Raw genomic sequence first — 13749 nt, forward strand, 5'->3', positions numbered from 1 at the left:
CAACGTTGTCAACGTTGGGAGTCCACGTGCGCCTACGTTCACATCGGCTCGTGTTCGCGGGGGCCGTCCTCAGCGCGACCCTGATGGTGCTGACCGCGCCGGCGTCGGCCGCGCCGGGCCACCACGAACCCGGCCGGTCGGCACAGACCGCCCGCGCGCTGGCCGCCTATTCGGCCCTCGACCGATACTTCGGCACCGCTGACGGCTCCGGGCTCTACCGCGAGCAGTACCCGGTCGAGGCCGGCGACAACCCGTACTCCTACGAGTGGCCGTACTCCCAGGTCCACATCGCCGCGCTCGACCTCACCGTGGCGAACCCGCGCGGTGAGCGTGCCTACGCCGCGCGGGCCAAGGCCCAGGAACGGTACTGGAACGCCACCGGCGGCACGACCGGCCTGCCCGGCTACGACTCGTACCCGGTCGCGCCCTACGGCGCCGGCGGCGACATGTTCTACGACGACAACGAATGGGTCGGCCTGGCCAAGATCCAGCGCTACCTGCAGACCGGTGACGCCGCGGCGCTGAAGCGCGCGAAGGAGATCTTCACCCTGGTCGAGTCCGGCTGGGACACCGACACCAGCCACGCCGCTCCCGGCGGGGTGTTCTGGACCCAGGCCACCTGGAGCAACGACCGGAACACGGTGTCGAACATGCCGGGCGCCCAGCTCGGAATCCGGCTCTACCAGATCACCGGCAAGCGCCACTACCTCGACTCCGCGCTCCGGTTCTACCACTGGACCAACACCTATCTGCAGAGCCCCAGCGGCCTCTACTGGGACCACCTCGACCTCGACGGCACGCTGGAGAAGACCATCTGGTCGTACAACCAGGGCGTGCCGGTCGGCGTGAACGTCCTGCTCTACCAGGTGACCCACGACCGCACCTACCTGCGGCGGGCGCAGCGGATCGCCGACGCGGCCTACACCTACTACGTCACCCAGGGCCGCCTGCACCGCCAGCCGATCTTCTTCAACTCGATCTACTTCAAAAACCTGCTGCTGCTCGAATCGGTGACCGGCGGCCGGAAAAATCGGCAGGCGATGGCCCGGTACGCCGACCAGGTGTGGGCCACCAACCGCGATCCCGCCACCGGTCTTGTGCACTTCAACGCCGACGGCGGCACCGAGGCGATCCAGCAGGCGGCGCTCGTCCAGATCTACGCGGTGCTGGCCTGGCCGCCGGCCCGATGGCCGACCCTCTACTGACGACGGCTTCACGATCAAGAGCGTGAGGTCGTAGCCGAGCGGGTGGCTCCGACCGTCGCTCCCGCCGAGGGTCGGCTCGCTCCGCTACGCCTCCGCGTCCGTGCGTGGTCACCCTCTTTCACAGTGTCGACAACGCCCGCGCGAGCGCCTGCCGGCCTGACCTGGGCCACGCACGGGCGGCCGGCCCGGACGCCATGCCGATGGTCGCCGCCGTCGACGCACGCCGTAGGGAGCGAGTCGTACCTACTATGAGGGTCATGACCGATCAGACGAACGCCGACCAGCTCCGTCAGGAACTCGCCGACATCGACACGCAGCTCGTGGAACTACGCCGGCTGGATGAGGACGCCGAGGCCCGCCGCAGCTCGGACGGAACCCGGTCGGAGGGGGTCGTGGAGCCCGAGGAGCTGGCCACCGACCTCACCGGCATCGCCGAGAACGAGGCGGTGATCGACGTTCTCACCCAGCGCCGCGAGAGCATCGAGGCGAAGCTCCGCGACCTCGGCTGACGATCAGCCCACCGGCACCGGCGGCGCCGGCACCTCGGGTTTCGTGCCCGGCCGCCACCAGTTCCATCGTCCGAGCAGCGACATCGTCGCCGGCAGGAGCAGGCCGCGCACCACCGTGACGTCCAGCAGGACCGCCACGGCCATGCCGACGCCGATCTCCTTCACCGCGACCAGGTCGCCGAGGACGAAGCCGAGGAAGACGATGCCGATGGCCAGGGCGGCCGCGGTGACCACCGGGCCGGTGGCGGTGATCCCGGCCAGGACGGCGCGGTCGCTGGCCGCCCGGTCGGTCGCCGTCCGCCGGTCCCATTCCTCCTTGATGCGGGCCAGCAGGAACACCTCGTAGTCCATCGACAGGCCGAACGCGAAGACGAACAGCAGCAGCGGCGTGGTCAGGTCGAGCGCGCCCCACGGCTCGAAGCCCAGCACGCCGGCGCCCCAGCCCCACTGGAAGACCGCGACCAGCACCCCCATGGTGGCCAGCAGGGTGAGGATGTTCATCACGATGGCCTTGACCGGCACGACCACCGAGCGCGTGAGGGCGAACAGCAGCGCCCCGGTGGCCAGGACGATGATCAGCAGGGCGACGGGCAGGCGGTCGGCCACCGACCGCTTCTCGTCGACCAGCTCGGCGGCCGGGCCGGTCACCAGCACGGGAGCGGGCGCGTCGAGGGCCCGGAGGTCGGCCACCAGCCCCTGGGCCTGCTCGCCGTCGGCCGGGCCGCGCGGCACCACGTCGGCGACGCTCACCCCGGGCGGCAGCTGGTCCCGTTCGAACACGTCGGAGACGCCCGGCATCCGCTTGATGGTCTCGTACAGCTCCCCGAGCTGGGCCGGGTCGGCCTCGATGACCACGGTCAGCGGCGCCTTGGGCGGGTCGGCGAACCGGCCGTGCACCGCCTCGTACGTCTGCCGCGCCTCGCTGCTCCGCGGCAGCGCGCGGACGTCCGAGTTGGCGAACTCCACGAAGAACAGCGGGGTGCTCAGCGCCAGCAGGCCGGCCGCCGCGGCCAGGGCCACCAGGGCGGGCCGGCGCTGGGCGAACGAGGCCTGACGTTTCAGCAGGCCGAAGCCCCGGCCCCGGCCGGTCGCCGGGATGCGGCGGTGCGAGACCGCGACCAAGGCCGGTACGAGCGTCAGCCCGGTCGCCGTGGCCAGGGCGACGACCAGCGCCCCGCCCAGCGCCATCGCGGCCAGCAGCGGGTCGCCGAAGGCGAACAGCCCGACCAGCGCCGCGGTGACGGCCGAGCCGGACACCAGCACCGCCCGGCCGGCGGTGCCCACCGTCCGGGCCATCAGCTCGACCAGTGGCGCGTCCGGGTCGGCGGCCCGTTCCTCCCGGAACCGGGCGATCATCAGCAGGCTGTAGTCGACCGCCAGCCCGATGCCGAGCAGGGTGACCACGTTGACCGTGTACTCGCTGACCGGCAGCAGGCGGGCCAGCCCGGTCAGCGTGAGCAGCGTGGCGGTGACGGCGCCGACCGCCGCGGCCAGCGGCAGCAGCCCCGCCACCAGGCCGCCCAGGACCACGATCAGCAGCAGCGCCACGCAGACCAGCGCCACGGTCTCGCCCAGGGCCGCGTCCCGGACGGCCTGGTCGGCGAACTCCCGTTCGGCCAGCAGCTCGCCGCCGATCAGGATCTCCGGCGCGTCGATGCGGAGCAGGGCGGCGCTGACCTGGTCGGCGACCCGCAACGCGTCGTCGTCGCTCAGGCCCGGGTCGAGCTCGACCGTGATCAGGGAGCTGCGGTTGTCGGTGGAGATCTCCCGGAACGGTGTGGTGTAGGCGTCCTGGACCTCGGCGACCCCGGGGTAGTCGCGGATCTCGTACGAGATCTGGGTGACGCTGTTGATCAGCGCGATGGCGCCGACGTCACGCCCGGAGATCACGGCGACCAGCCGGTCCCCTTCGGGCGACACCTTGTCCACGCGTTCCTGCGCCACCGTGGCCGGCGCTCCGGCGGGCAGCGGGTCGATCGACTGTGTGCGGTCGTAGATGGAGCCGCCGAACACGCCGCCGGCCACCGCGACCACCGCCCACACGGCGATGACGACGAAGCGGCGAAGGTAGACGGTGCGACCCAGCGCGGTGAGCATGACGGCCTCCTGACCGGCGTCAGAGGGACAGCCGCGGGCCATGCAATCACCACCGGCCCGCGCCGCGCAACTACCGTCCGGCCATCGAGCGGAATCTCTCGGTCGGCGGCCTACCAGAGCGCCGCCGGTGGCAGGCCGTGCCCGCCACCGGCCGGGGCTCGATGGCCCTCATGCGTCACGCGTAGAGCCACCACTGCTGATACTCGTTGATGCCGCACTCGCCCAGCCGGGGGGCGACGGTGGTGGCGGCCTCGAGGCACAGCCTGCTCCGCATGTGCTGGACCGCGCCGGTCGCCGGGTAGTAGTACCACTGCTGGTAGTCGGTGCCGTTGCAGTCGCCCGGCCGGACGCCGACGCTCGGGGCGGCCTCCACGCAGAAGCCGTTCGAGTTCGCCAGCGAGTCCCACGTCCCGTCGTCGAACAGGAACTGCTGGTAGGAGTTGGTGGCGGAACAGGTGCCGAGCCGGATGCCGACCGAGATGCTGCCCTCCAGGCATTTGGTGGTCTTGATGTGCTGAAGGTGGTACCAGGCCAGGACCTGGACGGGCTTGGACGCCGCCGAGGCGGGCGAGTTCGCGATCGTGAAGAACCCCGTGAGTGCGATCATGACGGCAACCAGAACGGCAGTCACTCTCTTCGATGTCATGGCGGGATTCTCGCATCGAGACTCATCAAAGTCCACAGTGGAACAACGGCGGCCGGTGGCCCGCTATGGAGAAGTGAGTCAGATGTTCGGTACGACATCGTCGACGTGGGTCGACGGCGGCCGGCCGGAGATCGGCCGGCCCTGTCGCCTCAAGGTGGCGGTGCGCGCCGAAGCCGGCCGGCCGGCGGCTTGGGCGAGCTGCTACTTCTGCCCGGTTTGTAGGTGTATGTGGTTATAAGGAAGGCCAAATTGCCGGGAGCATGGCCAATGACCAGCACGAACGACGCCGCCGGACGAGGATGCGAAAAGGGACTCTGATCAGGAAGGGCGTCGGGATGGGTATCGCGGGGGCGTTCGACAACCGTTCGCTGCGGGTGAAGATGAGTGCGGCGATGCTGGCGGCGATCATCAGCGGCCTGATCGTCGGCGCGGTAGCGATCTACACCGTACAGCGGCTCAACCGGGACGCCGAGACGGCGCAACGGCAGACCATCGCCGTCGAGAGCGCGGTGGGATCGTTCAGCAAGAACGTCGAGGCGTTCAGCGGCGGCATCTCGGCGGCACAGCTGTATCCCACCATCGCCTCCGAGATCAACAAGGGGCTGGCCGCCAATCGTCAGGCCATCACGGACGCCCTGACCCAGCTGCGCGCCGCGCTCAGCGCCGACTCGGAGGGCGCGCAGACCGTGGCCAAGGCCGAGAAAGACTGGCAGGCGTTCGTCACGTTCATCACCACCGGCCCCGTGCCGTCCCCGTCGCAGGACATGAACGCGCTGCTCCAGCAGTACAACGCCGTGTACGGGGCGCTGACCGCCGATCAGACCGCCCTGCAGCAGCGGGCCGGCGAGCTGGCCCAGGACAGCATCGACGCCGCCGAGGGGCGGGCGCGCAACGCGATGTGGATCATCGGCGTGCTGCTCGCCGCCGGCATCCTGGTCAGCTCCCTGATCGGGCTGCGCGTGATGAACAACGTCCGCCGGGCGGTCCAGGGGGTCGGCCGCCTGGCCGAGGGCCTCACCCGCGGCGACCTGACCCTTACCTCCGGCGTGACCACCACCGACGAGGTGGGCCGGATGGCCGCGTCCCTCGACCAGGCCATCTCCCGGCTGCGCGCCGACGTGGTCCAGCTGGCCGGCACCGCCGGCACCCTGCAGACCGCCGCCGGGCAGCTCACCGCGGTGTCCGGGGCGGTCGACGCGGCCGCGTCCGAGGCGTCGTCGCAGGCCGGGTCGGTGGCCGACGCGGCCAAGGTGGTGTCCGACAACCTGCACGTGGTGTCCACCGGCTCCACCGAGGTCGACTCGTCGATCCGGGAGATCTCGGTGTCCACCAGCGAGGCCTCCGAGGTCGCGGCCAAGGCGGTCGAGGTGGCGACCGCGACGAACACCATCGTCTCCCGGCTGGGGGAGTCGTCCAGCGAGATCGCCACCGTGGTCAAGGTGATCACCTCGATCGCCGAACAGACCAACCTGCTCGCGCTCAACGCCACCATCGAGGCCGCTCGCGCCGGCGAGGCCGGCAAGGGTTTCGCCGTGGTCGCCGGCGAGGTCAAGGACCTCGCTCAGGAGACCGCCAAGGCGACCGAGGACATCTCCCGGCGGGTGCAGACCATCCAGGCCGACACCGATGGCGCGGTCACCGCGATCGGCGAGATCTCGGCCATCATCGAGCGCATCAACGGCATCCAGCTCACCATCGCCTCCGCCGTCGAGGAACAGACCGCCACCACCCAGGAGATGAACCGCACCCTGTCCGAGGCGGCCAGCGGCGCCGGCGACATCGCCGCGGGCATCACCGGCGTCTCCCAGGCCGCCCGGCGGACCACCGAGACCGTCGGCGACACCCGCAGCGCCGCCGACAACCTCGCCACCACCGCCGGCCAGCTGCAGACCCTGGTCTCCCGCTTCACCTACTAGCTACTTCTTCGGGCGGGGCGCGTTGGCCGGGCCGCGGACCTCGACCCCGGTGCTGGGGTCCAGCGAGCAGTGCGCGGCGGTGTTCAGCTCGGGGGCGGGCGACGTGTCGAGCCCGTTGCGGTACGCCGTGTCGTCGTAGCCGCTGAGGCACGGCGGCGGGTTGAAGAAGGTGGTGACCAGGCCCATCTCGATGCCGTCCGGGGTGACGGCGGTCGAACCGGCCGCGGTCACCGCCGGCAGCGTCACCAGCGCCTGCTCCAGACCGTCGCGGCGGATCAGCACGATGTCCGAGGTGGTCAGCAGGTTGCTCAGCAGCACGCCGAGGCCCGGATCGGTGTCCTCCAGCAGCCCGCTCACCTGGTCGGCGGCGCCGGGGGCGGCAAGGATGAGCCGCCGCAGGTCGGGGTCGGAGCTCTCCAGCTGCGCGTTGAGCAGGTTGAGGTCCCGGCTGAACGAGCGCAGCGCGTCACTCGAGTCCTGCTGGGTCCGGAGCACCACCCGGCCGTTGTCGAGCAGCTGGGTGATGGGGCCGAGGTTGTCCGTCGCGGCCCGGGTCAGGTCCCCGCCGGTGTCCAGCAGGATCTGCAGGTTCGGCCCCTGGCCGGCCAGGGCCAGGTCGAGCTCGTCGACCACGGTGCGCAGCGAGTCCTTGGGCACCGAGGCGGCCAGGCCGTCGACCGAGGTGAGCAGGGTGGTGACCGGCAGCGGAAGGCGGGTGTCGGCGCGCTTGATGAGCGATCCGGCGGCCAGGTACGGTCCGCCGTCGCTCTTCGGGCGCAGGTCGACGTACTGCTCGCCGACCGCCGACCGGTTGGCCACCACGGCCTGGACCGCGGCCGGGATGCGCGGCGCGGAATCGTCGATCTTGAGGTCGGCCTCGATGCCGCCGGCGGTCAGCCGCATGGCGCCGACCCGCCCGATCGCCACCCCGCGGTAGGTCACCTCCGCGTTGGTGAAGATGCCGCCGGCCTCGCCCAGCTCCAGCTGGACCACGTAGTAGCCGGTGTGCCCGACGAATCGGCCCAGGTCGGCGTACCGCAGCCCGATGAACCCGACCACGAGCGCGCCGAGGACGACGAACAGGACGATCTTGAGTTTCGCGCCGAGCGTGAGCATCAGCCGTCACCTCCGGCTTCCGGGGAGGCCTCCGGCGGCGCAGGGGGTTCCGATGGCGCCGGAGGGCTGGAAGGGGGAGCTTCCGATGGAGACGCGGGAGGTGGGCCGGTCGGGGAAGGAGACGTCGAGGTGGACGGCGGCGGGGTCGAACTGACGGCGGGCAGCGGAAGCGGCGGAGGGCTGGCGCCGGGCGAGGGCCGGGTCGAGGCCGGCGTACGACGCGCCTGGGCCTTCTTCGCCGCCATGGCGAGGACGTCGCCGGGGGTCAGCGGCGGGATCACGGTGGTGCCGGGCGCGGCCACCAGCGACAGGTACGCGTTGAGGTAGTCACCCTTGATCGCGTCGAGGGCGGCGTCGGTGAACGGGTAGGTCAGCAGGATCTGCAGCGCCTGCGGGAGGGTCTGCCCGGCGTTGCTGAGCTGCCGCAGCACCGGCTCAAGCAGCTTCAGGTCGGCCACCACGTCGGCCTGGCTCCGCTCGATGGTGTCCACCGCCGTACGGGACAGCGAGTCGAGCGACTGCAACATCGTGACCAGCTCGCCGCGCTGCTGTTCCAGCACCCGCAGCCCGGGGGAGAGGTCGTCCAGGATGGTGCCGATCTGCCGATCCCGCTGGGCCAGCGTGCCCGCGAACCGGTTGAGCCCGTCGATCGCCGCGGTGATGTCCTTGCGATGAGCGTCCAGGTTGGACATCAGCGTGTCGATGTTGGTCAGCAGCGCCCGGATCTCGGGCTCGTTGCCGTCCAGCGCGTCGTTCAGCTCCACGGTGATGGTGCGCAGCTGGGCGATCCCGCCCCCGTTGAGCAGCATGGAGAGGGCGCCGAGGACCTCCTCCACCTCCGGGTTGCGGTTCGTGCGGGACAACGGGATCTCGGCGCCGTCGCTCAGCGTCCCGGCGCCCGATCCGTCGGCCGGGCCGGCCAGCTGAACGTACTTCTCGCCGAGCAGGCTGGACTGGTGCAGGCGGGCCACGGCGTTGGCCGGCAGGTGGACCGATCCGTTGACCTCCATGGTCACCCGCGCGGTCCAGCTCCCGTCCGGCAGCTCGATCTTCGACACCCGGCCGACCGGCACGTTGTTCACCCGGACCGCCGCGTGCGGAACCAGATCCAGGACGTCGGCGAAGTCGGCGACCACGCGGTACGGGTGATCGCCGAGGTCGGCGCCGCCGGGCAGCGGCAGGTCGGCGGCGCCGGAGAAGGAGCAGCCGGAGAGCAGCGCCAGAACGACCGGGAGAACCAGCAGGCGGCGCATCAGCGGCCTCCCACCGCGGGCAGCGGCAGGGGCGTGAGCTCCCTCAAATTCCCCCGGCCCTCGAAGGACCCGGTCTCCGGGTTGTACGCCCCGGCCACGTTGGTGAGCGCCAGCGGGGCCACGTCCAGCGCCTCCTCGAGCGAGGCGCGCTGCCGGAGCAGGGTCTCGGTGATCGAGGCCAGCTTGTCCACGTTGGACCTCAGCCGCCCCCGGTTGTCCCGGATGAAGTCGCGCACCTGGATCAGGGCGGTGGCCAGCTCGCGGAGCGCGGCGGCCAGTTCCTGCCGGTCGTCGGCGAGGAACCCGGCCACGTCGCGGAGCTGGGTCTCCGCCTTGGCCACCTGGTCGTCGCTGTCCCGCAGCATGGCCGTGAAGCGCTCGAGGTTGGCGATGGTGTCGAACAGGTCGGCCTGGGAGCCCGACAGCGTGCGCGTGGCCTTGCCGAGCTCGGCGATGCTGGTGCCCATCGCCCGGCCGTTGCCGTCCAGGTTGGCGGCGCCGGTGTCCAGCAGGTCGGACAGGGCGCCGGTGCGGTTGGCGCCGTCCGGTCCCAGGGCCGTGGCCAGCCGGTTGAGGCTCTCGTAGAGCTGGTCGAGCTCGACCGGCGTGGCGGTGCGGCCGACCGGGATCACGCCGTCGTCGGCCATCTTCTTCCCGCCGGTGTAGGGCGGGCTGAGCTGCACGTACCGGTCGCTGACGACGCTGGGGGCGACGACCGCGGCCAGGGCGCCGGCCGGCACGTCGACCCCGCGGTCGATGGTGATTCCCACCCGTACCCGCGTGCCCTGCGGTTCGACCGACGTGATGGTGCCGACCGGTACGCCGAGCACCCGGACGTCCGAGCCGGCGTAGACGCCGACGGCCTCACCGAAGTAGGCGACGATGTGCTTGAGGCCGACGTCGCGGATCACCAGCCAGACCATGGAGCCGGCGAAGACGACCGAGATCGCGACGAGGGCGGCGAGGAGCCGGACGGTCCGCCGATCCGATGCCGGGTAGTGGTGGCTCATCGGGTGCTCCCCGTCCTCGGTGGCAGGCATCCGCTGGGCGGCGCGGTGCCGGGCGCCTGGTACGAGACGGGCACCAGGCCGCACAGGTACGCGTCGAACCAGCGGCCGTTGCCGATGGAGTTACCAACTAGTCGGTAATAAGGGCCGGCCAGCGCGAGCGCCCGGGTGAGGTTGTCCTGGTTGCGCTGGAGGACGTCGGTGACCCGGTCGAGCGCCGCCAGCGCCGGCCCCAGCGTCGCGGTGTTGTCGGCGACCAGCCCCGAGATCTGCGCGGCCAGTTGCCGGGTGCCGGTCAGCAGCGCGGCGATCGCGTCACGCCGCCGCTGGACCTCGGCCAGCAGCAGGTTGCCGTCGGCCAGCAGCGCCTGGAACCGCGTGTTGTCGTCGGCCAGCCGCCCGGTGATCTGCCTGGTCGCGGTGAGCAGCTCGGCCAGCTGGGTGTCCCGGGAGGAGATGGTGCGGGACAGGTCGGACAGTCCCCGCAACGCCCCCTTGACCGAGTCGGGCGTGTTGCGGAAGGTCTGCGACATCGCCTCGAAGCTGCGGGCCAGCGCGTCGGTGTCGATCTGATCCACGGTGTCGGACAGCTGGCCGAACGCCTCGGTGACGTCGTACGGCGACGTCGTCCGGGCGGCCGGGATGGTGGTCCGCGGGTTCTGTGCCGCGCCGCCGAGCGGGTCGAGGGCGAGGAACTTCTCGCCGAGCAGGGTCTTGATCCGGATGGCCGCGGTGCTGGCGTCGCCGACCCAGGTGTCCTTGACGCGGAAGCCGACGCGCACCAGACCGCCGTGCAGGGCCACGCGCGTCACCTTGCCCACCTTCACCCCGGCGACCCGCACCTCGTTGCCGGTGTGCAGGCCGGCCGCCTCGGTGAAATCAGCCGTGTACGTGGTGCCGCCGCCGACGATCGGCAGGTTCTCGGCGTTGAACGCGAGGAATGCGAGCGTGGCGGCCAGCACGATGCCGAGCACACCGGCGAGCATGGGACGGCGGCCGGTCATCGGCACCTCGCCTCGGTCACCGGCAGCCCGGTCGGCGGTGGGAACCCGTCCGTGGCGGCGACCCCGCTGACCGTCGCCGAGCAGAGGTAGAAGTTCAGCCAGGAGCCGTACGACGCGACCCGGCCGATGTTCTCCATCTTCACCGGCAGGGTCTGCAGGAACGTGTCCAGTTCGGGTCCCTCCGACAGGTTGGCCGACACCTGGCCGAGCGCGACGATGTCCTGGCGCAGCGGCTCCCGGCCGTCCTTCAGCAGGCCGGCCGTGCTGGTGGTCAGGTCGCCGATCGCGTCGATCGCCTCGCCGATCGGTTTGCGGTCGCGGGCCAGCCCGGAGACCAGCTCCTGCAGGGTGGCGACCAGGGTGGAGAGCTTGTCGCCGCGCCCGTTGACGGTCTTCAGGACGGCGTTGAGGTTGTCGATGACCCGGCCGATCACCTCGTCCTTGGCGGCCAGGGTGGAGGTCAGCGAGGCCGTGTGGGCCAGCAGGCTCTCCACCGTGGCGTCCTCGCCCTGCAGCACCTGGACGACCTCGTTGGCCAGCTGGTTGACGTCCTCGGGGGCCAGCGCCTGGAACAGCGGCTGGAACCCGTTGAACAGCGCGGTGAGGTCGAGCGCCGGCGTGGTGCGCCCGAGCGGGATGGTCTGCCCGGGTGGCAGGGTCCGGCCGACCGGGCCCACGCCCTGGGCCAGCGTGATGTAGCGCTGCCCGACCAGGTTGCGGTACTTGATGGTGGCGGTCACCGAGGCCGGCAGGGTACGCGCGGCGTCGACGGTGAACCGCACCTCGGCCACCCGGCGGTCGACCACCCGGATGCCGGTCACCTGGCCCACCCGTACCCCGGCGATCCGGATGTCGTCGCCGTCGGACAGGCCGGTCACGTCGGTGAACTGGGCGCGGTAGGTCTGTGTCTCGCCGACGCCGGTGTTGGCGATGCTCAGGCCGAGCACGGCGGTGGTGAACACGGTGATGACGGCGAACACGGTGCCCTTGATCGCCGGGCCGGCGATGCTCCTGGTCATGGGGTCAGCGTCACCTCCCGGCCGCGGAAGATCGGGCCGACCAGCAGGCTGCTCCAGGACGGCAGCGACCGTGGCGGCACGCCGATCGACGCGGCCATCAGCTCGTTCAGGTACTCACTCTCCGGCGGGGCGTTGGCCAGGCCGTACGGTGTCGGGTAGCAGGCGGGCCCGTCCTTGTCCTGGTAGACGGGGTCGTCCTTCCCGGGCAGGTACGCCCCGCGGGACGGGGAGACGTGCAGCTTCACGCGCAGGCCCGGCTGCGTCGTACCCTTGCCGAGGGCTTTGTCCATGTCGGACGCCGTGTCGGTGAGCTGTTGCAGGACACACGGGAACTCCGGCGCGTACTTGGCCAGCACGGCCAGCGACGGCCGGCTGTCGGCCGACAACCGTACGATGGTGTCCTTGTTGGTCAGCAGGAACGTGTTCACGTCACCTCCGGTCGTGGTCACCGAGGCGTACAGCGCGCGCAGGTTGTTCTGCTGCTCGGCCAGGGTCCGGCTGGTGACGCTCAGATGGGTCAGCGCGTCGGTCAGGTCGGGCGCCGCGTCGGCGTAGCTGTTCACCACCTCGACCAGCCGGGTGATGTTCTCGTTGAGCGCCGGCAACGACGGTTCCAGCTCGGTGAGGTACGCGTTGAGCTCGCGCAGCGTCGTGCCGAGCTGGGCGCCCCGGCCGTCCAGGGCCTGGGCGATGGCGGTCAGCGTCACCGACAACTTCTGTGGCTGCACCGCCTGCAACAGGGGCAGCAGGTTCGCGAGGACCCGCTCCAGCTCGATGGCGTTGGCCGACCGGTCCTGCGGGATGACCGCGTGCTCGGCCAGCCGGGCCGGGCCGGGGCGGCTCGGCAGGACCAGGGCGACGTACCGCTCGCCGAACAGGGTGGTCGGCAGCAGCTGAACCTTGACGTCGGCCGGCAGCAGCGGGAACTGGTCGGGCCGCAGCGCCAGGTCGAGCCGGGCGCCGTCGCCGGTCGACGAGATCCGGCGGACCTGGCCGACCACGATGCCGCGGGCCTTCACCTCGGCGCCGGGGTGGATGTTGTTGCCGGCGCTGTCGGTCTCCACCACGACCATCGCCGCCGGGGTGAACCGTCCCTGGTAGCGGGCGACGACCAGCCACACCAGCAGCACGATGACCGCGAGGAAGGCGAATCCGGCCAGGCGCCGGCTCACTGTGGTCATCAGCCGGCCACCTTCACCGTCGTGGTGGCGCCCCAGATGGCCAGGCTGAGCAGGAAGTCGGTCAGGCTGATGAGCACGATGGCACTGCGGACGGCGCGCCCCACGGCCACGCCGACGCCGGCCGGGCCGCCGCTCGCCCGGTAGCCGTAGTAGCAGTGCGTCAGGATGACCAGGACGCTGAAGACGAGCACCTTGGCGACCGACCACAGCACGTCCTGGGCCGGCAGGAACAGCGCGAAGTAGTGGTCGTAGGTGCCGGCCGACTGCCCGTTGAACACGATGGTCGTGAACCGGGAGGCGGCGTACGAGCTGATCAGGCCCATGCCGTACAGCGGGATGATGGCGACGAACCCGGCCACCACCCGGGTGGTGACCAGGTAGGGCAGGCTGGGGATGCCCATCACCTCGAGCGCGTCCACCTCCTCGGAGATGCGCATCGCGCCGAGCTGGGCGGTGAAGCCGGCGCCGACCGTGGCCGACAGGGCCAGGCCGGCCACCAGGGGCGCGATCTCCCGGGTGTTGAAGTAGGCCGAGATGAAGCCGGTGAAGGCCGAGGTGCCGATCTGGTTCATCGCGGCGTACCCCTGGAGCCCGACGACCGTGCCGGTGAACATGGTCATCGCGATCATCACGCCGACCGTGCCGCCGATGACGCCCAGGCCGCCGCTGCCGAAGGCGACCTCGGACAGCAGGCGCAGGATCTCCCGCGAGTAGCGGTACAGCGCGCGGGGCACCCACAGCGCGACGCGGACGTAGAAGGCCAGCGAGTCGCCCAGGGTGTCCACCGGGGACAGCG

At 71.2% G+C, this 13749-nt stretch carries 12 protein-coding genes; 3 read left to right on the plus strand and 9 right to left on the minus strand.

Annotation, left to right across the window (positions count from 1 at the left end; all coding sequences use genetic code 11):
• The first annotated feature begins 26 nt into the window (after nucleotides 1-26).
• Both AB0O15_RS33220 and AB0O15_RS33225 read left to right on the plus strand, forming a co-directional pair.
• Nucleotides 27-1205: a glycoside hydrolase family 76 protein gene (locus AB0O15_RS33220; RefSeq protein WP_364326826.1), complete on the plus strand. Its 1179-nt coding sequence runs from the start codon at nucleotides 27-29 to the stop codon at nucleotides 1203-1205.
• A gap of 257 nt (nucleotides 1206-1462) precedes the next feature.
• Complete coding sequence (locus AB0O15_RS33225) at nucleotides 1463-1714, plus strand: hypothetical protein (protein ID WP_364326828.1); 252 nt, start codon at nucleotides 1463-1465, stop codon at nucleotides 1712-1714.
• A gap of 3 nt (nucleotides 1715-1717) precedes the next feature.
• Here the strand turns inward: AB0O15_RS33225 and AB0O15_RS33230 are convergent, their stop codons facing one another.
• Nucleotides 1718-3811 carry an MMPL family transporter gene (locus tag AB0O15_RS33230; RefSeq protein WP_364326830.1) on the minus strand — a complete coding sequence of 698 codons (2094 nt, stop codon included), beginning with the start codon at nucleotides 3809-3811 and terminating at the stop codon, nucleotides 1718-1720.
• A 175-nt stretch (nucleotides 3812-3986) separates the two neighbouring features.
• Entirely contained in the window at nucleotides 3987-4418 is a 432-nt protein-coding gene (locus AB0O15_RS33235; RefSeq protein WP_364326832.1) for a ricin-type beta-trefoil lectin domain protein, read from the minus strand.
• Between the two features lie 374 nt (nucleotides 4419-4792).
• Between AB0O15_RS33235 and AB0O15_RS33240 the strand changes: the two genes are divergently transcribed.
• Nucleotides 4793-6373, plus strand: a complete 1581-nt coding sequence (locus tag AB0O15_RS33240) for a methyl-accepting chemotaxis protein (RefSeq protein WP_364326834.1) — start codon at nucleotides 4793-4795, stop codon at nucleotides 6371-6373.
• On the opposite strand, the gene AB0O15_RS33245 is transcribed toward AB0O15_RS33240, so the two are convergent.
• The 7 genes from AB0O15_RS33245 to AB0O15_RS33275 are packed head-to-tail and all read right to left on the minus strand — an operon-like array spanning nucleotide 6374 to nucleotide 13747.
• Nucleotides 6374-7489 carry an MlaD family protein gene (locus AB0O15_RS33245; protein ID WP_364326837.1) on the minus strand — a complete coding sequence of 372 codons (1116 nt, stop codon included), beginning with the start codon at nucleotides 7487-7489 and terminating at the stop codon, nucleotides 6374-6376.
• Nucleotides 7489-8742 (minus strand): MCE family protein, encoded by a 1254-nt coding sequence (locus tag AB0O15_RS33250; RefSeq protein ID WP_364326840.1) that lies wholly within the window; start codon nucleotides 8740-8742, stop codon nucleotides 7489-7491. Before AB0O15_RS33250 ends, AB0O15_RS33245 begins: the two co-directional genes overlap by 1 nt.
• Nucleotides 8742-9752, minus strand: coding sequence for an MCE family protein (locus tag AB0O15_RS33255; RefSeq protein WP_364326843.1), 1011 nt, complete (start codon nucleotides 9750-9752; stop codon nucleotides 8742-8744). The genes AB0O15_RS33250 and AB0O15_RS33255 overlap by 1 nt, the downstream gene beginning before the upstream one ends.
• The gene (locus tag AB0O15_RS33260) at nucleotides 9749-10753 is read right to left on the minus strand and encodes an MCE family protein (protein WP_364326846.1); all 1005 of its coding nucleotides are present in this window, start codon (nucleotides 10751-10753) and stop codon (nucleotides 9749-9751) included. The genes AB0O15_RS33255 and AB0O15_RS33260 overlap by 4 nt, the downstream gene beginning before the upstream one ends.
• Nucleotides 10750-11772 (minus strand): MCE family protein, encoded by a 1023-nt coding sequence (locus AB0O15_RS33265; protein ID WP_364326849.1) that lies wholly within the window; start codon nucleotides 11770-11772, stop codon nucleotides 10750-10752. The genes AB0O15_RS33260 and AB0O15_RS33265 overlap by 4 nt, the downstream gene beginning before the upstream one ends.
• Complete coding sequence (locus tag AB0O15_RS33270) at nucleotides 11769-12953, minus strand: MCE family protein (protein WP_364326852.1); 1185 nt, start codon at nucleotides 12951-12953, stop codon at nucleotides 11769-11771. The genes AB0O15_RS33265 and AB0O15_RS33270 overlap by 4 nt, the downstream gene beginning before the upstream one ends.
• The gene (locus tag AB0O15_RS33275; protein ID WP_364327290.1) at nucleotides 12953-13747 is read right to left on the minus strand and encodes an ABC transporter permease; all 795 of its coding nucleotides are present in this window, start codon (nucleotides 13745-13747) and stop codon (nucleotides 12953-12955) included. The genes AB0O15_RS33270 and AB0O15_RS33275 overlap by 1 nt, the downstream gene beginning before the upstream one ends.
• Between the last annotated feature and the right edge of the window lie 2 nt (nucleotides 13748-13749).

This window comes from Actinoplanes sp. NPDC089786 (assembly GCF_040684855.1).
Taxonomy (GTDB): Bacteria; Actinomycetota; Actinomycetes; order Mycobacteriales; family Micromonosporaceae; genus Actinoplanes.

Excerpts from the sequence above, each read along its gene's own strand:
- AB0O15_RS33225 (WP_364326828.1), top strand. The coding sequence starts at position 1,463 with ATGACCGATCAGACGAACGCCGACCAGCTCCGTCAGGAACTCGCCGAC.
- AB0O15_RS33230 (WP_364326830.1), bottom strand. The coding sequence starts at position 3,811 with ATGCTCACCGCGCTGGGTCGCACCGTCTACCTTCGCCGCTTCGTCGTC.
- AB0O15_RS33235 (WP_364326832.1), bottom strand. The coding sequence starts at position 4,418 with ATGATCGCACTCACGGGGTTCTTCACGATCGCGAACTCGCCCGCCTCG.
- AB0O15_RS33240 (WP_364326834.1), top strand. The coding sequence starts at position 4,793 with ATGGGTATCGCGGGGGCGTTCGACAACCGTTCGCTGCGGGTGAAGATG.
- AB0O15_RS33245 (WP_364326837.1), bottom strand. The coding sequence starts at position 7,489 with ATGCTCACGCTCGGCGCGAAACTCAAGATCGTCCTGTTCGTCGTCCTC.
- AB0O15_RS33250 (WP_364326840.1), bottom strand. The coding sequence starts at position 8,742 with ATGCGCCGCCTGCTGGTTCTCCCGGTCGTTCTGGCGCTGCTCTCCGGC.
- AB0O15_RS33255 (WP_364326843.1), bottom strand. The coding sequence starts at position 9,752 with ATGAGCCACCACTACCCGGCATCGGATCGGCGGACCGTCCGGCTCCTC.
- AB0O15_RS33260 (WP_364326846.1), bottom strand. The coding sequence starts at position 10,753 with ATGACCGGCCGCCGTCCCATGCTCGCCGGTGTGCTCGGCATCGTGCTG.
- AB0O15_RS33265 (WP_364326849.1), bottom strand. The coding sequence starts at position 11,772 with ATGACCAGGAGCATCGCCGGCCCGGCGATCAAGGGCACCGTGTTCGCC.
- AB0O15_RS33270 (WP_364326852.1), bottom strand. The coding sequence starts at position 12,953 with ATGACCACAGTGAGCCGGCGCCTGGCCGGATTCGCCTTCCTCGCGGTC.